Raw genomic sequence first — 23,695 nt, 5'->3', positions numbered from 1 at the left:
GGAGTCTGCGGTGCTGGCAACGGTGTTGGTGTTGGTCGCGGCGGTATTGCACGCGATCTGGAACACCCTGATCAAGTTCAGCGGTGAGCGTTTGCTGGTGATCGCCTGCATGGACACGGTGGCGCTGGTGGTGGTGGCGGTGCTGGTGGGGTTTGCGCAATGGCCACCGGCGGATATCTGGCCGTGGATCCTGGCGTCGGTATTTTTCGAGCTGGTGTATCGGGTGCTGCTGATCCGCGCCTATCGGGTGGGGGATCTGGGTCTGGTGTACCCGCTGATGCGTGGGCTGTCGCCATTGGTGGTGCTGGCGCTGACCCTGACCTTTGCCGGAGAAGTGCTGACCGGGCAGCAGATTATCGGTATTTTGCTGATCCCGTGCGGCATGGCCTGCCTGTTGTGGCAGGGCGGTGGCGGTGATCGTCTGCCCTGGTCGATGCTGCCGGTCGTGGCGCTGATCGGCCTGTGTATCGGTTGCTATACCTTCCTGGATGGCCAGGCAATCCGCCGCTGGTCGCACCCGCTGGATTACCTGGTGTGGGTCACGCTGCTCAGCGCCTGGCCGTTTCCGTTGCTGGCGGTTACCCGCAAGCGTGCCGCGTTTGCGCTGTTCTGGCGTACACAATGGCGATTGGGCGTGGCGGTGGGGGTTTGCGTGCTGGCCAGCTATGCGCTGGTGCTGTGGGCCATGCAACTGGGCTCGATTGCCGAGGCGGCGGCGCTGCGTGAAGTCAGTGTGATTCTGGTGGTGCTGTTCGGTATGCGTTACCTCAAAGAACCTTTCGGCGGACCGAGGCTCTTAGCCTGTGGGCTGGTGCTGATCGGCATGCTCGTGATGAAACTCTAAAAAGGAAATTCCAATGACGGTTGCTTTCTGGTGTGTGCTGATTGCCTTCTGTTTGACCTATGTGTGTACCGCCTTTGCCAAGTTCAGTGACGGCAAGTTCGGGCCCAGGCAAAACCATGATCCGCGTACGTTTCTTGACGGCCTGCAAGGGTTTGCCAAGCGTGCCCACAGTGCCCAGCTCAACAGCTTTGAAGTGACCCCGGCGTTTGCCGCGGCGGTGATCATTGCCGATATCGTCGGCAACGCCCAGCCGGTGACCATTGACGTGCTGGCGGTGCTGTTTATTACCAGTCGCATGCTCTACATCATCTGCTACCTGGCTGACTGGGCGATGCTGCGTTCCATCGTGTGGTTTATCGGCATGGGGCTGGTGGTCAGCTTCTTTTTTGTGTCGATGTAACGCAATCACCACGCTGCCTGTGGGAGCGGGCTTGCTCGCGATGTCGGCGATGCGGTTTACCTGATGCGCCGCAGTGATGCCATCGCGAGCAGGCTCGCTCCCACAAGGGCAGTTACAACGGCAACGCCGCCCCTTTAGGCCACAGCAGCCAGATATTGCCCTTCTGTTTCATGTCACCTGCAATTTGCCCTGCCTCGGGGCCCGTACCGACAAAGAAGTCGGCCCGCACTTCGCCGGCAATGGCGCCGCCGGTGTCCTGGGCGGCAACCGGGCGCACGATGGGCTGGCCGTCGGCCTGGGTGGTCGATAACCACAACAGGCTGCCCAGCGGGATTACCTTGCGGTCCACGGCCACGCTGTAACCGGCCGTCAGCGGCACGTTCAGCGAGCCGCGCGGGCCTTCGTTGCTGTCGGGGTTCTGAGTGAAGAACACGTAGCTCGGGTTGCTGGCCAGCATCTCGTGGACGCGTTGCGGGTTGGCCATGGCCCAGGCGTGAATGGTGCCCATGGTCACGTCTTCTTTCTTCAATTCGCCTTGCTCGACCAGCCAGCGGCCAATCGGTTTGTACGGGTGGCCGTTCTGGTCGGCATAGCCAATGCGCAGTTGACGGCCATTGTCGAGCTGGACCCGGCCAGAGCCCTGGATTTGCAGGAATTGCAGGTCCATCGGGTCGGTCAGCCACGCCAGCACCGGAGCATTCAGGCCTTTGCTGTTGATGGTTTCAGCGGTGTCGTAAGGTTTGAGTACACGGCCATCGAGGCGACCGCGCAGGCGCTTGCCTTTGAGCTCGGGGTAAATGCTGTCCAGGTTGACCACGATAAGATCAGACGGTACGCCGTAGATCGGCACATTGGCCGCCTGGGTGGGCTTGAGGCTGCCCGGGTAAACGGGTTCGTAGTAACCGGTGATCAGGCCGTCGCTGCTGCCTTCGGCCGAACGCAAGCTGTAGACGTCGAGGTGGGTTTGCAGGAAGTTGCTGATTTCAGCCACGCTGGGGCTGGCAGGCAGGGCCGCAGCGTCGCTGCATACCGGCCCCCAGTTGGCGTCGGCCTTGAGACGGGTGCAGGCGCTGCGCCATGAAGCGAAGCCGCTTTGCAGGTCATTGCCTGTCACTTCAGGCAGCGCACTCCAGTCGGTTTTGCTGTAGGTCGTGTGAGGTTCAGGTTTTGCGGCATTTTTGTCCGCGTCCTTGTCGGTGCCGTTGCACCCGGCCAGGAGCATGACAACGGGCAGCGCCCAGGCCAGTGGTTTGAAAAATATGTTCATTGACGCTGTTCCTTAACGGCTGCCGAGGTCTGATGGCCTTCAAGGCAACCCGTATATTTAATAAGGGTATTGGTCTTTGCGGGTGACACGAGGATACTGGCGGCCGATTTCCGTGACCTGAAGCCACCATGATTCTTAAACGATTGACTGTTGTAGTGCTGGCCTGCCTGACGCTGACGGCGTGTGGCGGGGTTGATCCCGATTCGCCGCTGGGCCAGCGTAAAGCGATTTTCAAGCAAATGCTAAAGACCAGTGAAGATCTGGGCGGCATGTTGCGGGGTCGAATTCCGTTCGATGGTCCGCGCTTTACCGAAGGCGCTATCAAGTTGGATGCGTTGGCTTACGAGCCGTGGAAGCATTTCCCTCAAGTAAAGGAGAGCGATCAAACCAGCGCTACTGATGACGTCTGGCAAAAGCAGGCACGTTTTCAGGAGTTGGCGCGGCAGTTGGAGGCTGCTACGGGTGAGCTGGTTATCGCCAGCCAGGTGCAACCCTACAAGGCCAGTAACCTGATGCCTGCGGTGCAGAAGGTCGAAGACACCTGCAGTGCGTGCCACAAGGCATTCAGGAATCACTGAGTAAAGTTGAGCCGGTACCCACCTGCTGTGGGAGCGGGCTTGCTCGCGATGCAGGCGACGCGATCTGTCAGGCAGACCGCAGCGATCCCATCGCGAGCAAGCCCGCTCCCACAGGGCGAATTACTTGTCCAGCTGATCCAGCGCTTCCTGCAGTTCCTTGCGCGATTCGGCCAGCTTGTTTTTGCGCTTGTCGATTTTTTCCGGATCGCCTTTCTTCATGGCCTTGTCCAGATCTGCCTGGCGCTTGCTGACTTCGTGCTTGGCTTCCAGCACCTTGTTTTCGCGTTCCTTGCGCAGGCCCGCGTCGGTGCAATGGGCTTCAACTTCGCTCAGGGCTTTTTCCAGGCCTGCTACCTGGTTGCTGTTGCCGTGGGCACGCGCTTGCTCAAGTTGCAGGGTGATGGCCTGCTTCTTGGCAGCACAGCCGGTCAGTTCAGGCGCTGTGTCGGCGGCCATCAGCGGGGCAGCCAACAGGCCGCAGACAGTAAACAGGGCGAGCGGTGAAAGTAATTTCATAAATAGCTCCATGACCAAAGATGACAATTAAATAAGGTCGAAAGAACGCTGCACAAGCGTCGTTCGGCGGTTCGAAACCGTGGATGTTAGCAGCATCCGTACGCAAGCAATCCGTTGCGCGATGCCCGCCAGCAGCAAAAAGCCCCGAACAGTCGCCTGTCCGGGGCTTTTGGTGCAGCAGGCTTACTTACAAACCAGCGGCAGTACGCAGTTCTTCAGCGCGGTCGGTACGCTCCCACGTGAACGTGGTGAAGGTATCGTCGCCAACCGTTTTGGTCTGCGGGATACGGCCGAAGTGACCGTATGCTGCAGTTTCCTGGTACATCGGGTGCAGCAGATCAAGCATCTTGGTGATGGCGTATGGACGCAAGTCGAACACCTCACGCACCAGCTTGATGATCTTGTCGTCGGAAATTTTGCCAGTGCCGAAAGTATTCAACGAAATCGAAGTCGGTTGAGCGACGCCGATTGCGTAGGAAACCTGGATCTCGCAACGCTCAGCCAGGCCGGCAGCCACGATGTTCTTGGCCACGTAACGACCGGCGTAGGCCGCCGAACGGTCAACCTTGGATGGATCTTTACCCGAGAACGCGCCGCCGCCGTGACGGGCCATGCCGCCGTAGGTGTCAACGATGATCTTGCGACCGGTCAGGCCGCAGTCGCCAACCGGGCCACCGATGATGAACTGGCCAGTAGGGTTGATGTGGAACTGGGTGTCTTTGTGCAACAGATCAGCAGGCAGCACGTGCTTGACGATCAGCTCCATGACGCCTTCGCGCAGGTCTTTGTTCGACACTTCCGGGTTGTGCTGGGTCGACAGCACGATGGCGTCGATGGCCACAACCTTGCCGCCTTCGTAACGGCAAGTGACCTGGGACTTGGCGTCCGGGCGCAGCCACGGCAGCAGGCCGGATTTGCGGGCTTCTGCCTGGCGCTGTACCAACTGGTGAGAGAAGGTGATCGGTGCCGGCATCAGCACGTCGGTTTCGTTGCTGGCGTAGCCGAACATCAGGCCCTGGTCGCCGGCGCCCTGATCTTCAGGCTTGGCGCGGTCTACACCCTGGTTGATGTCAGGAGACTGCTTGCCGATGATGTTCATCACGCCGCAGGTAGCACCGTCGAAGCCGACGTCGGAGCTGGTGTAACCGATGTCGGTGATCACGTCACGAACGATCTGCTCCAGGTCAACCCAGGCCGAAGTGGTGACTTCGCCGGCGATGATTGCTACGCCGGTTTTCACCAGAGTCTCGCACGCCACACGGGCGAACTTGTCTTCAGCAATGATGGCGTCCAGCACCGCGTCAGAAATCTGGTCGGCGATTTTGTCCGGATGCCCTTCAGACACGGACTCGGAGGTGAAAAGGGAGTATTCGCTCATCTCGACGGTTTCCTAATATTTACCGATGGTGAGTGTCGCCAGCTGGCCGCTGAAAGTGGCGGACCTGAAGCTGGAAACCATTACGTAAGCCTACATAGAGGCTTTCCCCGGGAACGAGTCCCGCAGCGGTGGCCCAACGGGCCAGATCATCTTGTTCAAAACCCAGCCATAAATCACCGCAGGCCTCGCGGGCCCACGCCTGATTATGGCTGCACAACTCTGTTACCAGCAGGCTACCGCCCGGTTGCAGCAAGGTCGCCAGTTGCCTGAGTGCTTCGGCCGGTGCAGCGAAATGGTGCAAGACCATGTTCACGACCACGCAATCGACCTGGATCGGTGCTTCATGCAGCGCGTCGGCCAGGATCAGGCTGACGTTGTTCAGTGACTCGCGTTCACACAACTGGCGGGCCAGCTCCAGCATCACCGGGCTGTTGTCCAGCGCCGTGACCTGATGGAAACGACGGGCCAGGTCGGGCAAGAAGCTGCCATCGCCGGGGCCGACTTCCAGGGCTGTGGCCCCCGGGCCGAAGCTCAGTTTGTCGAGCAGGGTTAAAACACTGTCACGGTATTGCGGCAAGCCGGCGATCAAATCCTGTTGAGCGCGAAATTTCTCGGCTATGCGTGAGAAAAAGTCCTGACTGGCGGCTGCACGTTGGCCGTGTACGGCGCTGATGCGCGCCTGTACATCGGCGGGCAAGGCCAGGTTATCGACCTCTTCCAGCAGTGCTGCATGCAATTTGCCGCCCAGTTGTTCGGTATGGGGCAGGGCGCGGCGATAAAAAATCGCGTTGCCTTCACGCCGGGTTGCAACCAGCCGTGCCTGGGACAGCACCTTGAGGTGGTGGCTCATGCCGGACTGCCCGGTGGCGAAAATCTGTGTCAGTTCCAGCACACCAAACGAATCATTGGCCAACGCGCGCAGCACATTGAGTCGCAGCGGATCGCCTCCAGCCTTGCACAGGGCGGAGAGCTCGTCGCAATCGTCATGGCGGATTGAAGGCACGCGTAAGTTCATGGGGCCGCAGTCTAGTTACCCGCTCAAGCCCCCGCAAGTTCAATATCAAAACTTTTTGATATTGGTCGATAAATGGCACGTTTGTCGGGTGGAATGTGCTTATTAACGAAATGAAATGTCCGATCCTTAACAGATTGCCTGCCTGAACAAAGGAAAAACGTTTCAGCTGACTATCTGTCATTGCCCCGAGGGGGTGGGTGAGGGAAAATGCTCGCCTTTTTTCCGTTTCGATTTAACTTCCAATACCCAGGAGAACAGCGATGCCCAGCCGTCGTGAGCGTGCCAACGCCATTCGTGCACTCAGCATGGATGCCGTGCAAAAAGCCAACAGCGGTCATCCAGGTGCCCCTATGGGTATGGCGGATATCGCCGAAGTACTGTGGCGCGATTATCTGAAGCACAACCCGAGCAATCCTTCGTTCGCTGACCGTGACCGCTTCGTGCTGTCCAACGGCCACGGTTCGATGCTGATCTACTCGTTGTTGCACCTGACCGGCTATGACCTGTCGATCGACGACCTGAAAAACTTCCGCCAGCTGCACAGCCGCACCCCGGGCCACCCGGAGCTGGGCTACACGCCGGGCGTTGAAACCACCACTGGCCCGTTGGGTCAGGGCCTGGCCAACGCTGTGGGCTTTGCCCTGGCCGAAAAAGTCATGGGCGCGCAGTTCAACCGTCCTGGCCATAACGTTGTCGATCACCACACCTACGTGTTCCTGGGTGATGGCTGCATGATGGAAGGCATTTCCCACGAAGTTGGCTCGCTGGCCGGCACCCTGGGCCTGAGCAAACTGATCGCTTTCTACGATGACAACGGCATCTCCATCGATGGCGAAGTTGAAGGCTGGTTTACCGACGACACGCCAAAGCGTTTCGAAGCCTACAACTGGCAAGTGATCCGTAACGTTGACGGTCACGACCCGGAAGAAATCAAGACCGCGATCGAAACCGCACGCAAAAGCGACCAGCCAACGCTGATCTGCTGCAAGACCACCATCGGTTTCGGTTCGCCGAACAAGCAGGGCAAGGAAGACTGCCACGGTGCTCCACTGGGCAACGATGAAATCGCCCTGACCCGCAAGGCCCTGAACTGGAACCACGGTCCATTTGAAATCCCGGCTGATATCTACGCCGAATGGGATGCCAAGGAAGTCGGTGCTGCGGTTGAGTCCGAGTGGGACAAGCGCTTCGCTGCCTACGCTGCCGAGTTCCCTGAGCTGGCCGCCGAGCTGTCCCGTCGCCTGAGCGGCAAGCTGCCAGCTGATTTCGATGCCAAGGCCAACGCCTACATCGCTGAAGTCGCGGCCAAAGGCGAAACCATCGCCAGCCGTAAAGCCAGCCAGAACGCGCTGAATGCCTTCGGCCCGTTGCTGCCTGAATTGCTGGGCGGCTCCGCTGACCTGGCCGGCTCCAACCTGACCCTGTGGAAAGGTTGCAAAGGTGTTTCGGCTGAAGACGCCAGCGGCAACTACGTGTACTACGGTGTACGTGAGTTCGGCATGAGCGCCATCATGAACGGCGTTGCCCTGCACGGCGGCCTGGTGCCTTACGGTGCAACCTTCCTGATGTTCATGGAATACGCCCGCAACGCCATCCGCATGTCGGCCCTGATGAAACAGCGCGTGATCTATGTGTTCACCCACGACTCCATCGGTCTGGGCGAAGACGGCCCGACTCACCAGCCGATCGAACAGCTGACCAGCCTGCGTACCACGCCGAACCTGGACACCTGGCGCCCTGCTGATGCGGTGGAATCCGCAGCTGCCTGGAAATACGCCCTGGAGCGCAACGACGGCCCGTCCGCGTTGATCTTCTCGCGTCAGAACCTCAACCACCAGAACCGTGATGCCGGCCAGATTGCCGATATCAACCGTGGTGGCTACGTGCTCAAGGACTGCGCAGGCGAGCCTGAGCTGATCCTGATCTCGGCCGGTTCCGAAGTGGGCCTGGCTGTTCAGGCCTGGGAAAAACTGACCGAACAGGGCCGCAAGGTTCGTGTGGTGTCGATGCCATGCACCAGCGTGTACGAAGCTCAAGATGCGGGCTACAAGCAGTCGGTTCTGCCGCTGCAGGTGAGCGCCCGTATCGCCATTGAAGCCTCCCACGCTGACTACTGGTACAAGTACGTGGGCCTGGAAGGCCGCGTGATCGGCATGACCACCTACGGCGAGTCGGCGCCTGCGCCTGCCTTGTTCGAGGAGTTCGGCTTCACCCTGGAAAACATCCTGGGTCAGGCTGACGAGCTGCTGGAAGACTAAGTAACAAAGTGGCTGCCTTATTCGCGAGCAGGCTCGCTCCCACATGGGCTATGTAGATCCCTGTGGCAGCGAGCCTGCTCGCGAAATAGTAGTGGTGAAGGATTCACCTTGGTAATCGAGAACCCCATGCCTCAACCGCGTCCCTACAAAGTTGCACTCAACGGCTACGGCCGGATTGGTCGTTGTGTCTTGCGTGCGTTGTTCGAGCGAGGGGCTTCTGCCGGGTTTGAAATTGTTGCACTCAATGATTTGGCCGATATGGCCAGTCTCGAATATTTGACGCGCTTCGACTCCACCCATGGCCGGTTTCCCGGCGAGATACGGATCGAAGGCGACTGCCTGCATATCAATGGCGACTGCGTGAAAGTGTTCCGCAGTGCCACCCCCGAAGGGATCGACTGGGCCGCGCTGGGCATTGACCTGGTGCTGGAATGCTCCGGTGTCTACAACACCCGTGCCGACGGCCAGCGCTTTCTGGATGCCGGGGCTCCCGGCGTACTTTTTTCGCAACCGATGGCCAGCGACGCCGATGTCGACGCCACCATTGTCTACGGCGTCAACCAGCACAGCCTGACGGGCGAAGAGCGCCTGGTGTCCAACGCTTCCTGCACCACCAATTGCGGCGTACCGCTGTTGCGTCTGCTGGATCAGGCGCTTGGCCTGGAGTACGTGTCGATCACCACGATTCACTCGGCGATGAACGATCAGCCGGTCATCGATGCCTACCATCATGAAGACCTGCGACGTACTCGCTCGGCCTTTCAGTCGGTGATTCCGGTATCGACCGGCCTGGCCAAAGGCATTGAGCGCCTGTTGCCGGAACTTGCCGGCCGAATTCAGGCCAAAGCAGTACGGGTGCCGACCTTGAACGTGTCGTGCCTGGACATCACCCTGACCACGGCCCGGGATACCGATGCCGCAGAAGTGAACCGCCTGCTGCGCGAGGCTGCCACCAGCGGCCCGCTCAAAGGCTTGCTGGCCTACACCGAGCTGCCGCACGCCAGCTGTGATTTCAATCATGACCCTCATTCGGCCATTGTCGATGCCAGCCAAACCCGCGTTTCCGGCCCCCGGCTGGTGAACCTGCTGGCCTGGTTCGATAACGAATGGGGTTTTGCCAATCGAATGATCGATGTGGCAGAGCACTACTTGCACGTTACCCACCCAAAATCCGTTCTCTAACATTAGAAACTCAGGAATTGCGACCCATGACCGTGTTGAAGATGACCGACCTCGATCTGCAAGGTAAACGCGTACTGATCCGCGAAGACCTCAACGTCCCAGTCAAGGACGGTGTAGTCACCAGCGATGCGCGTATCCTCGCTTCGCTGCCGACCATCAAGCTGGCGTTGGAAAAAGGCGCGGCGGTTATGGTCTGCTCGCACCTGGGACGTCCGACTGAAGGCGAGTTCTCGGCTGAAAACAGCCTCAAGCCTGTAGCCGAGTACCTGAGCAAGGCCCTGGGCCGTGAAGTGCCGCTGGTCAGCGATTACCTCAATGGTGTCGACGTCAAAGCCGGCGACATCGTGCTGTTCGAGAACGTGCGCTTCAACAAGGGCGAAAAGAAAAACGCCGACGAACTGGCCAAGCAATACGCAGCACTGTGCGACGTGTTTGTGATGGACGCTTTCGGCACCGCTCACCGCGCCGAAGGTTCGACCCACGGCGTGGCCAAGTTTGCCAAGGTTGCTGCGGCAGGCCCTCTGCTGGCTGCTGAACTGGAAGCACTGGGCAAGGCCCTGGGCGCCCCGGCCAAGCCAATGGCGGCCATTGTTGCCGGCTCCAAGGTGTCGACCAAGCTTGAAGTGCTCAACAGCCTGAGCCAGATCTGCGATCTGCTGATCGTGGGTGGCGGTATCGCCAACACTTTCCTGGCCGCTGCCGGTCACCCGGTGGGCAAGTCGCTGTACGAGCCCGACCTGCTGGAAACTGCCCGCGCCATTGCTGCCAAGGTCAACGTGCCCCTGCCTACCGACGTAGTCGTGGCCAAAGAGTTCGCTGAAAGTGCCGCTGCCACCGTCAAGCTGATTGCCGACGTGGCTGCTGACGACATGATCCTGGATATCGGCCCGCAAACTGCTGCGCATTTCGCCGAGCTGCTCAAGTCTTCGAAGACTATCCTGTGGAACGGTCCGGTTGGCGTGTTCGAGTTCGACCAGTTCGGCAACGGCACCAAGGTTCTGGCCCGGGCCATTGCCGACAGCGCAGCGTTCTCGATTGCGGGTGGCGGCGACACTCTGGCGGCGATCGACAAATACGGCATTGCTGATCAAATCTCCTACATCTCCACCGGCGGTGGTGCATTCCTGGAGTTCGTCGAAGGCAAGGTACTGCCTGCCGTTGAAATCCTGGAAAGCCGCGCCAAAGCCTGAAGGTGTTTCAGGCCCTGAAAGGAAGCATGGACATGGTCAAGTTGTTACCGCTGTTGATGATCGCGGGCTTTTTGGCCGGTTGCGCCGGCTCGAGCGAGTCGGTGCCCGAGGCTGCAACCCCTGAAGAGAGTGGTTGTTACCAGGCTGACTGGCAGGCGCAAAGCGTGCCGCTGGTCAATAAACGCTCAGGGCCCGAGGCGCTGGAAAAATACGAGTCGCCCAAGCCTTCACAAGAGCGCGGGTGCCCATGATTTGAAATGCGGCCCACCCAATGGGCCGCATAGCTATAGCTGAAGCTGTAACGTTTCAGCTAAATCGCATTGGCCATATCGGGGCAAACCCCCGATCTGCAATAACTTGAATAGCAGCCGCCGCTACGGCAGGCTTGCACGATTAACGACCCTTGTCCGGGAGAGACACACACAATGGCACTTATCAGCATGCGCCAGATGTTGGACCACGCCGCCGAATTCGGCTACGGCGTTCCAGCCTTCAACGTAAACAACCTTGAGCAGATGCGCGCCATTATGGAAGCCGCTGACAAGACCGACTCCCCGGTGATCGTTCAGGCCTCGGCCGGTGCGCGCAAGTACGCGGGTGCTCCTTTCCTGCGTCACCTGATCCTGGCTGCAATCGAAGAATTTCCGCATATCCCGGTGTGCATGCACCAGGACCACGGCACCAGCCCTGACGTGTGCCAGCGCTCGATCCAGCTGGGCTTCAGCTCGGTGATGATGGACGGCTCGCTGGGTGAAGACGGCAAGACCCCGACCGACTACGACTACAACGTTCGCGTGACTCAGCAAACCGTTGCCCTGGCGCACGCTTGCGGCGTATCGGTTGAAGGCGAGCTGGGCTGCCTGGGTTCGCTGGAAACCGGTATGGCTGGCGAAGAAGACGGCATCGGTGCAGAAGGCGTTCTGGATCACAGCCAGATGCTGACCGACCCGGAAGAAGCGGCTGACTTCGTCAAGCGCACCCAGGTAGATGCCCTGGCAATTGCCATCGGTACTTCCCACGGCGCTTACAAGTTCACCAAGCCACCGACTGGCGACGTACTGGCAATCGACCGTATCAAAGAGATCCACAAGCGCATTCCGAACACTCACCTGGTGATGCACGGTTCGTCCTCTGTTCCACAAGAGTGGCTGGCGATCATCAACGAGTTCGGCGGCGACATCAAAGAAACCTACGGTGTGCCGGTAGAAGAAATCGTTGAAGGCATCAAGCACGGCGTGCGCAAGGTCAACATCGACACCGACCTGCGTCTGGCATCGACTGGCGCGATGCGTCGCCTGATGGCAACCAACCCGAGCGAGTTTGACCCGCGCAAGTTCTTCGGCGCCACTGTAACGGCCATGCGTGACGTGTGTATTGCCCGTTACGAAGCCTTCGGTACTGCCGGTAATGCTTCGAAGATCAAGCCGATCTCCCTCGAAGCCATGTACCAGCGTTACCTCAAAGGTGAGCTGAACGCCAAGGTCAACTAAGACCGGCGCGTACTAAAAAGCCCGCAGCGATGCGGGCTTTTTTGTGGGTGTCAGTTGCAGCCCTCTCCCTCCGGGAGAGGGCTAGGGTGAGGGTCACTTGAGCAACCCGCGCACACTGATCCACACAGGAATACCCAAGCCAATCCAGCTCAATACATCCCACGCCTCGTCACCCAATAGCGCACTGAACAAGCCCATCACGCTGACCAGGCCAATCGCCAGCGGGATGGAAAACACTTTCCAGAAGTTCGACTGACGGGGCCTCATCGTGCGCTCTCCCTGGCCGCTCGGCGGCGCACCCACCACAGGTAGAGTCCGCTGCCGAGCACCACAATGGTCAGCACGTCGAGAGCCGCCCAGAGAATTTTCATCGGCATGCCGCCGTAATCGCCGAAGTGCAGCGGTTGCGACATGCCCATAGCGTCCATGTACCACGGGCGCCCGGCCACTGCGGTGACATCCAGGGTACTGGCATCGATCAATACCGGGGTCAGCAGGTGGGAAGTCAGGTGCGTGCTGCCTTTCATAAAGACCGCGTAATGGTGCTCGCTGGAGAACCGTGTACCGGGGAAGGCGATAAAGTCCGGGCGCATGCCGGGTGCGGCTTTGGCTGCGATCTCCAGCAACTGGCTGGCCGGGGCAAGACGGGTCAGTGGCGGAGCATCGCGGTAGGGTTCGATCATGGCGCTGAGGCTGTCATTGCGCCATGCGGCAATGATCAGGTCAGCACAGGCGCTGATAACGCCGGTCACCCCTACCACCAGGGCCCAGGTCAGGGTCACGGCGCCAATCAGGTTGTGCAGGTCGAGCCAGCGCAGGCGTTTGGATTTGTCGGTGCGCACGGTAGCGAATTCATGGCGGCGCATAAAAGGCAGGTACAGCACTGTGCCGGAGATGATGGCCAATACAAACAGCAGGCCCATAAAGGCCAGTAGCAGCTTGCCGGGCAGCCCGGCGAACATGTCCACATGCAGGCGCAGCATGACCATCATGAGTCCGCCATTGGCTGACGGCACCTCTATGGCTTCGCCGGTGCGCGCATCGAGCATAAAGGTGTGGGAGGAATTGGGTTCGGTGCCGGCGGTGGGTGCCATGATGGTCAGGACGGCATTGGCTTCGTCTTCGTCCCAGCCGAAATACTGCATGACCTCGCCCGGGCGATGAGCTTCGGCGGCGCGCACCAGTTGTTGCAGGTCGAGGGTTGGGGTATCGGCAGGCAGGGTTTTGACCTGCGGCGCATCGCCTAGCAGATGGTCGATTTCATGATGAAAAATCAACGGCAGGCCGGTCAGTGCCAGCATCAGCAAGAACGCAGTGCAAATCAGGCTGGTCCAGGTGTGGATAAAGGACCAGCGGCGGATGGTTTTGCTTTTCATGAAAATCCTGAATGCGTAAACCCCCTGTGGGAGCGGGCTTGCTCGCGATGGCATCAACTCGTTTTTGCAGTTGCACCGAGTTGTCTGCATCGCGGGCAAGCCCGCTCCCACAGGGGGAGTATTTTTCAATACAAGCGGGTTAGAACTCCAGCTGCGCCGAGAACTGCACGGTGCGCGGATCGCCCAGATAGTGGCTGTTGAGCCAGTAATCCTTGTTGGCCAGGTTGCTGACGTTCATGCGCAGGGTCAGGTCGTTTTCCGACACTTTCATGCGGTAGCGCGCACCGGCATCAAAGGTGGTGAACGATGGCAATTCGTAGTCGTTGCTCACGTCGGTGTACTGTCTGCCGGTGTAGAACGCCCCGCCGGTCAGGGCCAAACCAGGCAAGGCATTTATGTCGTACTCGGCGTAAACCTTGGCCAGTTGCTTGGCAACGTCGACCGGGGCATTGCCGTCGTTGGCCTTGTTGTCGGCGTCTTTGACCTTTGGATCAAGCAGGGTGAAACCGCCCACTACGGTCAGCTCCGGTGTGACTTTTCCGGTCACGCTGAATTCCAGGCCGTTGTTAACCTGTTTGCCACTCTCGGTGTAAATCAATCCTTCGCTGAGAAAGCCGTTAGGTTTTTCAATGTTGAACAGGGCCAGGGTCAGCAGCGCGTCGCCTACAGTGGCTTTGGCGCCGATTTCATATTGCTTGCTGACTTGCGGCGCGAAGATTTGCCCGGCGTTGACTGCGTTGTACGGCGCTGTTCCGCCTGCTTGCAGGCCTTCGATGTAAGTGGCATAGGTGGTCAGCCAAGGTACGGGCTTGTAGATAAGCGAAACGCTGGGCGAGGTTTTACTCTCGTCGTAGCGGGTTTTCTTAGCCGGGTTGGAGTAGATGAAGTCATTGGCGTAAGACTTGATCTGGGTGCGGGTCACACCGAGGATGCTCGACCATTGATCGTTGAAGGTGATGACATCGCCGATCAGGAAATTATTGGACTGGGAGGTACCTGCCAAGCGCTGGTTGCCATTGCCAATCGAGTAGCTGGGTTTGCCGACCTGTTCGCTGCTGCCAAACGGCAATGCGCCGCCGCCTACGTCGACGTATTGCGGCGGAGAGCTGGGTACATGGTCTTCGTACTGACGGATGCGCGAGTCATTACCCTGATAACCCATGGTCATCTTGTGGCCAATTGAGCCGGTCGCGAACGCGGCATCCAGAAACAGGTAGGCCGAGTTTTCTACGTGCTCAATGGGAGCAAAGGCGTACAGCGGTTGGGTGTAGACCCCCGGGCTATACACGGTTGGACCGGTGTAGGTGTTTTCTTCGGTGAACTTCTGGGTAGCAAAGGCACCGCGCAGGGTGAAGGTGTCGTTCAGGCGCCACTTGGCCCGCACGCCACCCTTGTCGGTTTCGTTATCCGAAAATGACCACTTCTGGCTGTACAGCTTGTCGTTGTCGAGCTGCGAGGCGCGTGGCCGCAGGGCCTGATCTCCGAAGTACCAGTAGCTGGTCAACCCGCGGATTTCGGTTTTCTTGTGCGATGCATCGAACTGGATTTGCAGGTCGTCGCTGACATTCCAGTCCACGGCCAGGCTGATCAGCTCGCGACGGCGTTTCTGCATGTCGATGGCAGTTTCGCCATCCTGGGTGAGCAGGTTCAGGCGATAGGCAAATTTGCCTTCGTCGTCGATCTTGCCGCCAAAGTCGCCATGCAGGTAATAGTTTTCGCCACCCGCATTGCCCAAAGTAACGCTGCGATAGTTCTCGTAAGTTGGCCGCTTCAGAACATAGTTGGCCAGGCCTCCGGGCGTAGCGGGGCCATACAGAAAGCCGGTGAGACCGGTGATGACTTCCAGTTGCTCGGTTTCTTCCAGAAAGTTGCCCGCATCGGCCAGGGTGCTGAAACGCAACCCGTCATTCGCGATATTCAGGTTGCCCGCGCCGCTGAAACCGCGAATGTTGACTGCGCTGGCATATCCCGCGCCGGTCGGCGAGAACATCTGGGTGAACGGGTTGCGCTTGAACACGTCATCCAGTGAGGTGGCCTGGATGTTTTTGAGCAATGCCTGAGAGGTAACGCTCATGGAGTAGGGCGTGTCTTGCAGTTTCATCCCGCCCAGTGCACCGACATTATTCAAATTTTCGCTGACGTAACCCGCCGCTTCCGAGCCCTCGGCAACAGCAGCGCCGTTGATATTGACGTCGCCCAGAGTCAGGGCGCCTTCAACGACAGGCATCAGGGTGAAAGCACCGTTACCACTGCTTTGCAGCTGCAAACCGCTCCCCTGCAACGCCTCACGCAACGCAGTCGTGGCTTCAAATGTGCCGTTGACCGGTGCCGAGGTTTTGCCTGCCAGCAAGGACGAGTCGATGGCCAGGGTAATGCCAGCCTGGCTGGCGATCTGGTTCAGGGTGGCCGCCAATGGGCCAGCGGGCAGGTTGTAGCTGCGCGCAGAGGATGCCTGTTCGGCGGCAATCAGCGTGGTGCTGGCCAGCGGAGCGCCAAGGGCAATGGCAACAGCCAACAGGCTGGGGCGCAAAAACGTGTCGAGGGTGCGGGACATTCGGCGGGTTCCTGAATGGAAATGTTTCTCAATGCCTATCTGCCGCACGAGATTTGAAAAGTGATAGGGCTTATTGAAAATAATTTAGATTCAGTTCGCCGCAGGCCTGGCGCTGACAGTGACCCACCACGGGGTGCGCTGTTCGATTTGCACCGGCAAGGTCGGCAACAGGGCGTTGAGCGCCAGTTCGACGTTGTTCAGCGGGAAGCTGCCAGTGATGCGCAGGTCGGCCACTTCGGGGGCTACACCCAGGTGGCCACGGTGATAGCGGTTGAGTTCGCCAACCATGTCGCCCAGGCGCACGTTGTCCAGTACCAGCATGCCCCGTGTCCAGGCGTCGGCCCCGGGACTCACTGCATACATCTGGCCCAGACGGTCACGGTGCATCAGCACTTGCTGGCCTTCGCTGTAGATGGTCTGTTCGACGCTATCTTCTGGATGGGCCTGGACACGCGATTGCAGCACGCTCAGGCGCGTGCCGTCGTCTTCGCGTTTAACCATGAACCGGGTGCCAAGGGCCAGCAAGCTGCCATCGCGGGTTTGTACGATAAACGGGCGAGGGTCGCCGTGGCCGGTTTCGACCATGATCTCGCCTTCTTGCAGGATGATGCGCCGGGTGCTGTTGTCAAAACGTACATCGACTGCACTGTGGGTATTGAGGTTGAGCAACGTGCCGTCGGCCAGGCGCATCTGGCGCTGTTCACCGGTGGCAGTGCGCTGGTCGGCCATCCAGTAATCGATGGGCAAGTAGTTCTTGCCGGCAAACAGGGCCAGCCCGCACACCAGGGCGATACTCGCCAGGCCGCTGCCGATCTTGCGCGCCTGCTGCTGCACGCCATTGCGCGCATTGAGCAGGGCGTTGCGTGCCGGGATGCCGGTATTGCTGAAGCGCTGGTCGAGCATGCCCAGTTGTAACCAGGCCCGGGCGTGTTCTTCGCTGGCGCTGTACCACTTGGCGAACTCGGCCTGTTCCACGGCGCTGCCGTTGCCGCAATCCAGGCACAGTTGCCAGGCGATGGCGGCGTCCAGCACCTGGGCCGAGACCGGTTTGCCGTTGGCCTGGCTCATGTCGGCTCACCATACAGGGCGATGTAGCACTGGCGGATGCCCTGGGCCAGGTATTGACGTACACGGGGCACCGACACGCCCAGGCGTTCGGCGATTTCGGCATGGGTCATGCCGTCGAGCCGACTGTGCAGGAAGGCCGCACGCGACTTGCTCGACAGTTTGGCCAACATGCGGTCGATGGCTCGCAGGTCTTCGAGGATCAACTGCTGGGCCTCGGGCGAGGGGTGCTCGGCTTCGGGGATCAGCATCAACTCGTTGAGCCAGGCCTGCTCCAGGGCGGCGCGGCGAAAATAGTCGAACAGCAGGCCTTTGGCGATGGCCGCCAGAAAGGCCCGGGGTTCGCGCGGGGCTTGCAGTTCGGTACGGCCAAGCAGGCGTACAAAAGTGTCCTGGCTGAGGTCCTCTGCCCGCTGCGGGCAGGCTACGTTGCGCCGTAACCACGCCAGCAGCCAGCCGCGATGGTCGCGATAAAGCGCTCCAACCAGCTCACTGTGGGGGGTTTGGACTGACGACAAGAGCATCACCGACTGCAAGTTTTAACTAACGATAATTATTCGCGATTGTGGCAGAGGGAGTGATCCTACGCAATTGACGCTCATCGGATGACATATAAGCGGGGGAGGGTCGTTATTGTGGGAGCGGGCTTGCTCGCGATGGGATCGCCGCGTTTCGCCTGATGAGCCGCGTCGCATGAATAGCGAGCAAGACCCCTCCCACAGATTAAAAACCGTGAATCTGCTTGCGTCGCTGCCACTGGTTAAGCCGCTGTTGCAAGGCCAGGGGGCTGTCGATGCCCTGGACGCTGGCACGGCTGAACAGGATCAGTGCCAGCTCGGCCGTGGCCAGCGCGTCTGCACTGGCGTTGTGACGGTCTTCAACCTGCAGGTTGAAGTGGTTGATCCAGTGATCAAGCCCTGCCTGGCGCGGGTTGAATTGCGGGCAGAGCATCGGTGCCAGTGCGGCCACATCCATAAACGGATGCTGCAACCGATAGCCCAGGCTGTCCTTGAGGGCTCGGGTGAGCATGTGCTGGTCAAATGGTGCATGGAAGGCCAGTACCGGGCTATCGCCGACAAAGTCCATGAAATCCAGCAGCGCATCCACCGGGTCGCTGCCAGCGGCAATGGCGGCAGGTCCCAGTTCATGCAGCAGCATGCTGGGGCTCAGGGGGTGGTCGGGGCGCAGCAGGGTGCGCTCAAAGGCCTGGCTCAAGTCAATGGCGCCGTCTTCAATCACTACTGCACCAATCGACAACACTTGATCGCGGTTGAGATTAAGACCGCTGGTTTCCAGGTCTACCACCACCCAACGCTGACTGCGCAATGGCACATTGCTCAAGGCGGTGGCGGACGGCAATTGCAGCAGGCGTTGCTGTTGCTCAAGGCTTAGCAGCGGTTTTTTGCGGGGTAACAGCCAGGACAACAGGCTCATAGCTGATACCGCAGGGCCAGGCTGCTTTGCAGGCGCTGGGCCTGGCGCAGGGCTTCACGCAGGATACGGCGATCCAGCTGGTTGAGGTTGTCCGGGTCGACGCGATTGGAGTACGGGCGGTTTTCCCGGGTTTGCAACTGGTGCTGCTGCATGCGGGTTTGCTGGATAAAGTGGTAAGCCTCCTCGTAGGCACCGCCGTCCAGCGGTTCGATCACGTCGAGAGCAACCAGTTGGCGCAAGCGCTCAAGGGTATTGTTGGCTTCTACACCGTTGGCCAGTGCCAGCAAGCGAGCCCCGTCGACAAAGGGCGTAAGGCCCTGCACCTTGAGGTCGAGGGTGGCCTTGTCACTGCCTTTGCGCTCCAGCACAAACTCGCGAAAGCGCCCCACCGGCGGCCGGTGACGCAGGGCGTTGTCGGCCATCATGCGCTGGAACAGGCGGTTGTCGGCCACTTGCTCAAGGATGCCGCGACGTAGTTGCGCGCAGCCCTGTTCATCGCCCCAGACCACGCGCAGGTCGAAGTAGATGGTGGAGGCCAGCAGATTTTCCGGGGTCGCTTCACGAATAAACGCCGCAAAGCGCCGCGCCCATTCGGTACGGGACAAGCACAGGTCGGGGTTGCCGGCCATGATATTGCCCTTGCACAGGGTAAAGCCGCAGGCCGCCAGGTGCTGGTTGATCTGCTGGGCGATGGGCAGCAGGCGCTGGCGAATGTCGGCGGCCTCGGCAGCGTCCCTGGCCTCGAACAGGATGCCGTTGTCCTGGTCGGTGTGCAGGGTTTGTTCGCTCCGTCCTTCGCTGCCAAAACACAGCCAGGTAAACGGCACGCCGGGGTCACCCTTGTCGGCCAGCACCAGCTCAATCACCCGGCAGACGGTGTGATCGTTCAGTTGGGTGATGATATGGGTGATTTGCGTGGAAGATGCGCCGTGGGCCAGCATGCGCTCAACCAGCTGGCCGATTTCGCCGCGCAGGCTGATCAGGGTTTCCAGCCGTGGAGCATGGCGAATGGTACGTGCCAGATGCACCAGGTCGACCCGTTGCAGCGAAAACAGGTCACGCTCGGAAACAACCCCACACAGGCGTTGATCTTTAACCAGGCACACGTGGGCAATATGCCGCTGGGTCATGGCGATTGCAGCGTCGAAAGCGCTGTGATCGGGGCTCAGGTAGAACGGCCCGGGGGTCATGTGCAGGTCGATGGCCTGGTCGAAATCCTCAATGCCATTGGCAACGACCTGACGCAGGTCGCGCAGGGTGAAAATCCCCAGCGGGGCCTTGAGCTCGTCGACCACCACAATGCTGCCCACCTGCTGTTCGTGCATCAGACGCACGGCTTCACGCAGTGCAACCTGAGGCGCGCAGGTCACGGGATGACGCATGGCCAGTTCACCCAGGCGGGTGTTGAGCGAGTACTGGGTGCCGAGGGTTTCAGCGGCTTTTTGCTGCACCTGCTGATTGACCTTGTCCAGCAGGCTGCTGACGCCGCGCAAGGCAAAGTCGCGAAATTCGTCGGACAGGCCAAACAGTTTGATAAACGCGGTTTTGTTCAGTTGCAGGCAGAACGTATCTTCGGCGGCCCGGTGTTCGGTGCGGGTGGCGCGCTCGCCCAGCAGCGCGGCCAGGGGGAAGCATTCGCCGGCGGTGATCTCGAAGGTGGTCTGGGCTTCTTCGCGACCGGCGTGGGTGCGCTCGCCCACCACTCGGCCCTGCTTGACGATATAGAAGTGCTCCACCGGCCCGTCGGTGGGTCGGATGATGCTTTCGCCCGGGGCATAGAAGCGCAGTTGGCACTGCTCGACCAGGTACGCCAGGTGAGTGTTTTCCATTTGGTTGAAGGGCGGGAATCGCTGCAAGAATTGCATGGTGCCGTGAATGTTCTGCAACACCGCGGTTTTCCCTGCCTGGAGAAACGCATCCGATTTACTCATTACTGATACCGCGTCGTTGGTTGTGAGCCGTTGTTGTTATGACCGGACAGGGCATCGCCCCAAGGTGTATTTCTATCCCTCATGCTCGGTGGTCTGCGCGCGGGTGCCCATTGGACGTAAGTCTATGGGGCAGCGTTGTGCTGCTGTTTTAAAAACATCGCACATTGGTTTCAGATATTTCTTGTGCTGGCAGGCTTGGAAATACCGGAATGTGAGCGCACATTTACACCCAGTAATGGATAACCGACTACGCTATTAGGATATTTCGCCTGCAAGTCAGCTTCCGAGAAGCCTATGACCGAACACGACATTTTGACTGACGCCGAAAGAGAGGCCTTACAAGAGGTCATGCAGACACCTGCTTCGGTCTCGTCATGTGTGTTGATTGTCGAAGATGATGTTTTGGCTCGGGAGTTGTTGGCGGAGTTTCTTGAACTCAATGCCATTGAGTGCCTCCAGGCCAGCAATGAAGAAGAAGCGCTGGCGCTATTGGCATCGGGCCAGCCGATCAACCTGATGCTCACCGATTTGCGCATGCTGCCCCATGATGGCTTGCATCTGATCCGCAAAGTGCGTGAATCCGAGCGGGCGGCCTTGCCGGTTATCATCATGTCGGGGGATGCGAATGTACGGGATGCCATCGATGCCATGCATTTGAGCGTGGTGGACTTTTTGCTCAAGCCGATTGATACCGACAGGTTGCTCAAGCTGATCCGTGAGGAGTTGGGGATGTAAGGTTGGTCTGCCACCGTGTCAAAAAAAAGCCCCGAATGTTCGGGGCTTTATTTATTGCTGCGGGTTACAGGCCGTTTCTGGCCTTGAACTCGCGCCGACGACGGTGCAGTACCGGCTCGGTGTAGCCGTTAGGCTGTTTGGTGCCTTCGATGACCAGTTCGACCGCCGCCTGGAAGGCGATATTGCTGTCGAAGTCCGGCGCCAGCGGACGGTACAGCGCGTCGTTGGCGTTCTGGCGGTCAACCACCGGTGCCATGCGCTTGAGGCTTGCCATGACCTGCTCTTCGTTGACGATGCCGTGACGCAGCCAGTTGGCGATGTGCTGGCTGGAGATACGCAGCGTGGCACGGTCTTCCATCAGGCCGATGTCGTTGATGTCCGGCACCTTGGAGCACCCCACGCCCTGGTCGATCCAGCGCACAACGTAGCCCAGGATGCCCTGGGAGTTGTTGTCCAGTTCGTTCTGGATCTGTTCCGGGGTCCACTGCGGGTTCACCGCCAGCGGGATGGTCAGGATGTCGTCCACCGAAGCCGGAGCGCGCTTGGCCAGTTCGGCCTGACGGGCGAACACGTCAACCTTGTGGTAATGCAGCGCGTGCAGGGCGGCGGCGGTCGGTGACGGCACCCAGGCAGTGTTGGCACCGGCCAGCGGGTGAGCGATTTTCTGCTCCAGCATGGCGGCCATCAGATCGGGCATGGCCCACATGCCTTTACCGATTTGTGCACGACCTTGCAGGCCAGTGCTCAAGCCGACATCGACGTTGTTGTTTTCGTAGGCCGAAATCCACTTCTGAGCTTTCATGTCGGCCTTGCGTACGACCGGGCCGGCTTCCATCGACGTGTGAATCTCGTCGCCGGTACGGTCCAGGAAGCCGGTGTTGATAAACACCACTCGCTCGCTGGCGGCCTTGATGCAGGCCTTGAGGTTGATCGTGGTACGGCGCTCTTCGTCCATGATTCCGACCTTGAGCGTGTTGCGTGGCAGCTTGAGCACGTCTTCGATGCGGCCGAACAGCTCGTTGGTGAACGCGGCTTCTTCAGCCCCGTGCATCTTCGGCTTGACGATATACACCGAGCCGGTGCGGCTGTTGCTGCGCGTGGTCTGGCCATTGAGGCTGTGGATAGCCGCCAGGCTGGTGAGCAGGCCGTCGAGGATGCCTTCGGGCACTTCGTTGCCGTCTTTGTCGAGGATCGCATCGATGGTCATCAGGTGGCCGACGTTGCGCACGAACAACAGCGAGCGGCCGTGGAGGCTGACGGTGCCGCCGTTTGGCGCGGTGTACTCGCGATCCGGGTTCATGGTGCGGGTAAAGGTCTGGCCGCCCTTGGATACTTGCTCGCTGAGGTCACCCTTCATCAGGCCGAGCCAGTTGCGGTAGATCACCACCTTGTCATCGGCATCGACCGCAGCGACCGAGTCTTCGCAGTCCATGATGGTGGTCAGGGCGGCTTCCATCAGCACGTCTTTGACGCCTGCAGCATCGGTCTGGCCGACGGGGCTGGCCGCGTCGACCTGGATTTCGAAATGCAGGCCGTTGTGCTTGAGCAGCACGGCCGTCGGCGCTGCGGCCGTGCCGTGGTAACCGATCAACTGCGCGGTGTCGCGCAGGCCGGTGCTGGCGCCGCCCTTGAGGGTGACCTGCAAGGCGCCGTCAACAATGGCGTAGCCGCTGGAATCAACGTGGGAGCCGCTGGCCAGAGGTGCAGCTTCGTCGAGGAAGGCGCGGGCGAAGGCGATGACCTTGTCGCCGCGAACCTTGTTGTAGCCTTTGCCCTTTTCGGCGCCGTCGGCTTCGCTGATGGCGTCGGTGCCGTAAAGCGCGTCGTACAGCGAGCCCCAACGGGCGTTAGAGGCGTTGAGGGCAAAGCGCGCATTCATCACCGGCACCACCAATTGCGGGCCGGCCATGCGGGCGATTTCGTCATCGACGTTTTGCGTCGTTGCCTGGAAATCCGCAGCTTCTGGCTGCAGATACCCGATATCCTGGAGGAAGGCCTTATAAGCCACGGCGTCATGGGCCTTGCCGGCCTGCGCCTGGTGCCAGGCGTCGATGCGCGCCTGCAAATCATCGCGTTTGGCGAGCAGTGCTTTGTTCTTGGGTGCCAGGTCGTTGATGACCTTGTCGGCACCGGCCCAGAACTGATCGGCGGTGAGGCCGGTACCGGGGATAGCTTCGTTGTTGACGAAGTCGAACAGGACTTTGGCGACCTGCAGGCCACCGACGTGAACGTGTTCAGTCATTGCTTGCCTCACTCATTTTTATTTAAAGCCTGGAGCGCTTCTCAAAACACCGCCAGAGCGGGTTTGTACGGGGATTGCAGACGCTTTGGCAGACCATGTTGCAAGTTATGTAGTGGTCGCCGAGGCATACTACATGATCAATTGCAGATGTGAAAATCAGACTGATCACGTCGTTCTGCGACCATTTTTACGCGAACGGTCACTCAGAAGAACGGGATGTTCTCAAGAAACAGGCAGGTT

The 23,695-nt window shown here is 59.7% G+C and carries 21 protein-coding genes; 9 read left to right on the top strand and 12 right to left on the bottom strand.

The annotated features are described in order from the left end of the window. The first annotated feature begins 10 nt into the window (after window positions 1–10). Together HBN79_RS05245 and HBN79_RS05240 are read left to right on the top strand one after the other, a co-directional pair. Window positions 11–844 carry a DMT family transporter gene (locus HBN79_RS05245; protein ID WP_130872146.1) on the top strand — a complete coding sequence of 278 codons (834 nt, stop codon included), beginning with the start codon at window positions 11–13 and terminating at the stop codon, window positions 842–844. 13 nt (window positions 845–857) lie between these two features. After that, complete coding sequence (locus tag HBN79_RS05240) at window positions 858–1,244, top strand: MAPEG family protein (protein ID WP_095019477.1); 387 nt, start codon at window positions 858–860, stop codon at window positions 1,242–1,244. Window positions 1,245–1,356: 112 nt separating this feature from the next. Here HBN79_RS05240 and HBN79_RS05235 read toward each other — a convergent pair whose 3' ends face one another. Further along, the gene (locus tag HBN79_RS05235) at window positions 1,357–2,511 is read right to left on the bottom strand and encodes an MltA domain-containing protein (RefSeq protein ID WP_169916430.1); all 1,155 of its coding nucleotides are present in this window, start codon (window positions 2,509–2,511) and stop codon (window positions 1,357–1,359) included. 128 nt (window positions 2,512–2,639) lie between these two features. Between HBN79_RS05235 and HBN79_RS05230 the strand changes: the two genes are divergently transcribed. After that, complete coding sequence (locus HBN79_RS05230; RefSeq protein WP_095020453.1) at window positions 2,640–3,089, top strand: cytochrome c; 450 nt, start codon at window positions 2,640–2,642, stop codon at window positions 3,087–3,089. Between the two features lie 120 nt (window positions 3,090–3,209). On the opposite strand, the gene HBN79_RS05225 is transcribed toward HBN79_RS05230, so the two are convergent. The 3 genes from HBN79_RS05225 to HBN79_RS05215 all read right to left on the bottom strand — a co-directional run bounded on the left by HBN79_RS05225 (window position 3,210) and on the right by HBN79_RS05215 (window position 5,998). Next, a complete protein-coding gene (locus HBN79_RS05225; RefSeq protein ID WP_094999888.1) occupies window positions 3,210–3,605 on the bottom strand; it encodes a DUF1090 domain-containing protein in 396 nt (131 codons plus the stop codon). Between the two features lie 187 nt (window positions 3,606–3,792). Continuing rightward, entirely contained in the window at window positions 3,793–4,983 is a 1,191-nt protein-coding gene (gene metK, locus HBN79_RS05220) for a methionine adenosyltransferase (RefSeq protein ID WP_094999889.1), read from the bottom strand. 19 nt (window positions 4,984–5,002) lie between these two features. After that, the gene (locus tag HBN79_RS05215) at window positions 5,003–5,998 is read right to left on the bottom strand and encodes a metalloregulator ArsR/SmtB family transcription factor (RefSeq protein WP_094999890.1); all 996 of its coding nucleotides are present in this window, start codon (window positions 5,996–5,998) and stop codon (window positions 5,003–5,005) included. Window positions 5,999–6,258: 260 nt separating this feature from the next. Between HBN79_RS05215 and tkt the strand changes: the two genes are divergently transcribed. The 5 genes from tkt to fba all read left to right on the top strand — a co-directional run bounded on the left by tkt (window position 6,259) and on the right by fba (window position 12,118). Then, a complete protein-coding gene (gene tkt, locus HBN79_RS05210) occupies window positions 6,259–8,256 on the top strand; it encodes a transketolase (protein ID WP_095025301.1) in 1,998 nt (665 codons plus the stop codon). Between the two features lie 126 nt (window positions 8,257–8,382). Next, window positions 8,383–9,438 carry an erythrose-4-phosphate dehydrogenase gene (epd, locus tag HBN79_RS05205; protein WP_095019480.1) on the top strand — a complete coding sequence of 352 codons (1,056 nt, stop codon included), beginning with the start codon at window positions 8,383–8,385 and terminating at the stop codon, window positions 9,436–9,438. A 26-nt stretch (window positions 9,439–9,464) separates the two neighbouring features. Beyond that, window positions 9,465–10,628, top strand: a complete 1,164-nt coding sequence (locus tag HBN79_RS05200) for a phosphoglycerate kinase (RefSeq protein ID WP_094999893.1) — start codon at window positions 9,465–9,467, stop codon at window positions 10,626–10,628. 32 nt (window positions 10,629–10,660) lie between these two features. Next, entirely contained in the window at window positions 10,661–10,879 is a 219-nt protein-coding gene (locus HBN79_RS05195; RefSeq protein ID WP_094999894.1) for a hypothetical protein, read from the top strand. Window positions 10,880–11,053: 174 nt separating this feature from the next. After that, window positions 11,054–12,118, top strand: coding sequence for a class II fructose-bisphosphate aldolase (gene fba, locus HBN79_RS05190; RefSeq protein ID WP_004419605.1), 1,065 nt, complete (start codon window positions 11,054–11,056; stop codon window positions 12,116–12,118). A gap of 93 nt (window positions 12,119–12,211) precedes the next feature. Here fba and HBN79_RS05185 read toward each other — a convergent pair whose 3' ends face one another. From HBN79_RS05185 to HBN79_RS05155, 7 genes are all read right to left on the bottom strand, one after another. Next, a complete protein-coding gene (locus HBN79_RS05185) occupies window positions 12,212–12,385 on the bottom strand; it encodes a hypothetical protein (RefSeq protein WP_094999895.1) in 174 nt (57 codons plus the stop codon). Further along, a complete protein-coding gene (locus HBN79_RS05180; RefSeq protein ID WP_169916429.1) occupies window positions 12,382–13,494 on the bottom strand; it encodes a PepSY-associated TM helix domain-containing protein in 1,113 nt (370 codons plus the stop codon). The genes HBN79_RS05185 and HBN79_RS05180 overlap by 4 nt, the downstream gene beginning before the upstream one ends. 139 nt (window positions 13,495–13,633) lie before the next feature. Further along, on the bottom strand, window positions 13,634–16,048 hold the full coding sequence (locus HBN79_RS05175; RefSeq protein ID WP_169916428.1) for a TonB-dependent receptor: 2,415 nt from the start codon (window positions 16,046–16,048) through the stop codon (window positions 13,634–13,636). A gap of 90 nt (window positions 16,049–16,138) precedes the next feature. After that, complete coding sequence (locus HBN79_RS05170; protein ID WP_094999898.1) at window positions 16,139–17,116, bottom strand: FecR family protein; 978 nt, start codon at window positions 17,114–17,116, stop codon at window positions 16,139–16,141. Continuing rightward, on the bottom strand, window positions 17,113–17,637 hold the full coding sequence (locus HBN79_RS05165; protein WP_165484554.1) for an RNA polymerase sigma factor: 525 nt from the start codon (window positions 17,635–17,637) through the stop codon (window positions 17,113–17,115). Before HBN79_RS05165 ends, HBN79_RS05170 begins: the two co-directional genes overlap by 4 nt. 199 nt (window positions 17,638–17,836) lie before the next feature. After that, window positions 17,837–18,547: a 3'-5' exonuclease gene (locus tag HBN79_RS05160; protein WP_094999899.1), complete on the bottom strand. Its 711-nt coding sequence runs from the start codon at window positions 18,545–18,547 to the stop codon at window positions 17,837–17,839. Beyond that, the gene (locus HBN79_RS05155; RefSeq protein WP_095025304.1) at window positions 18,544–20,478 is read right to left on the bottom strand and encodes a putative nucleotidyltransferase substrate binding domain-containing protein; all 1,935 of its coding nucleotides are present in this window, start codon (window positions 20,476–20,478) and stop codon (window positions 18,544–18,546) included. The genes HBN79_RS05160 and HBN79_RS05155 overlap by 4 nt, the downstream gene beginning before the upstream one ends. A 294-nt stretch (window positions 20,479–20,772) precedes the next feature. On the opposite strand from HBN79_RS05155, the gene HBN79_RS05150 reads away from it, so the two are divergent. Then, the gene (locus HBN79_RS05150) at window positions 20,773–21,213 is read left to right on the top strand and encodes a response regulator (RefSeq protein ID WP_094999901.1); all 441 of its coding nucleotides are present in this window, start codon (window positions 20,773–20,775) and stop codon (window positions 21,211–21,213) included. Between the two features lie 64 nt (window positions 21,214–21,277). Here HBN79_RS05150 and HBN79_RS05145 read toward each other — a convergent pair whose 3' ends face one another. Continuing rightward, a complete protein-coding gene (locus tag HBN79_RS05145; protein ID WP_094999902.1) occupies window positions 21,278–23,455 on the bottom strand; it encodes a malate synthase G in 2,178 nt (725 codons plus the stop codon). Window positions 23,456–23,695: the final 240 nt, after the last annotated feature.

Origin of the sequence: Pseudomonas sp. WS 5051, from assembly GCF_012985715.1 — a bacterium.
GTDB lineage: Bacteria > Pseudomonadota > Gammaproteobacteria > Pseudomonadales > Pseudomonadaceae > Aquipseudomonas > Aquipseudomonas bubulae.
This window is presented reverse-complemented; position numbering and strand designations above follow the sequence as displayed.

Coding starts and splice junctions, on each gene's coding strand:
- HBN79_RS05200 (WP_094999893.1), top strand. CDS start 9,465: ATGACCGTGTTGAAGATGACCGACCTCGATCTGCAAGGTAAACGCGTA.
- HBN79_RS05180 (WP_169916429.1), bottom strand. CDS start 13,494: ATGAAAAGCAAAACCATCCGCCGCTGGTCCTTTATCCACACCTGGACC.
- HBN79_RS05185 (WP_094999895.1), bottom strand. CDS start 12,385: ATGAGGCCCCGTCAGTCGAACTTCTGGAAAGTGTTTTCCATCCCGCTG.
- HBN79_RS05170 (WP_094999898.1), bottom strand. CDS start 17,116: ATGAGCCAGGCCAACGGCAAACCGGTCTCGGCCCAGGTGCTGGACGCC.
- metK (WP_094999889.1), bottom strand. CDS start 4,983: ATGAGCGAATACTCCCTTTTCACCTCCGAGTCCGTGTCTGAAGGGCAT.
- HBN79_RS05160 (WP_094999899.1), bottom strand. CDS start 18,547: ATGAGCCTGTTGTCCTGGCTGTTACCCCGCAAAAAACCGCTGCTAAGC.
- HBN79_RS05215 (WP_094999890.1), bottom strand. CDS start 5,998: ATGAACTTACGCGTGCCTTCAATCCGCCATGACGATTGCGACGAGCTC.
- HBN79_RS05155 (WP_095025304.1), bottom strand. CDS start 20,478: ATGAGTAAATCGGATGCGTTTCTCCAGGCAGGGAAAACCGCGGTGTTG.
- HBN79_RS05230 (WP_095020453.1), top strand. CDS start 2,640: ATGATTCTTAAACGATTGACTGTTGTAGTGCTGGCCTGCCTGACGCTG.
- HBN79_RS05145 (WP_094999902.1), bottom strand. CDS start 23,455: ATGACTGAACACGTTCACGTCGGTGGCCTGCAGGTCGCCAAAGTCCTG.
- tkt (WP_095025301.1), top strand. CDS start 6,259: ATGCCCAGCCGTCGTGAGCGTGCCAACGCCATTCGTGCACTCAGCATG.
- fba (WP_004419605.1), top strand. CDS start 11,054: ATGGCACTTATCAGCATGCGCCAGATGTTGGACCACGCCGCCGAATTC.
- HBN79_RS05225 (WP_094999888.1), bottom strand. CDS start 3,605: ATGAAATTACTTTCACCGCTCGCCCTGTTTACTGTCTGCGGCCTGTTG.
- HBN79_RS05165 (WP_165484554.1), bottom strand. CDS start 17,637: ATGCTCTTGTCGTCAGTCCAAACCCCCCACAGTGAGCTGGTTGGAGCG.
- epd (WP_095019480.1), top strand. CDS start 8,383: ATGCCTCAACCGCGTCCCTACAAAGTTGCACTCAACGGCTACGGCCGG.
- HBN79_RS05240 (WP_095019477.1), top strand. CDS start 858: ATGACGGTTGCTTTCTGGTGTGTGCTGATTGCCTTCTGTTTGACCTAT.
- HBN79_RS05150 (WP_094999901.1), top strand. CDS start 20,773: ATGACCGAACACGACATTTTGACTGACGCCGAAAGAGAGGCCTTACAA.
- HBN79_RS05235 (WP_169916430.1), bottom strand. CDS start 2,511: ATGAACATATTTTTCAAACCACTGGCCTGGGCGCTGCCCGTTGTCATG.
- HBN79_RS05195 (WP_094999894.1), top strand. CDS start 10,661: ATGGTCAAGTTGTTACCGCTGTTGATGATCGCGGGCTTTTTGGCCGGT.
- HBN79_RS05175 (WP_169916428.1), bottom strand. CDS start 16,048: ATGTCCCGCACCCTCGACACGTTTTTGCGCCCCAGCCTGTTGGCTGTT.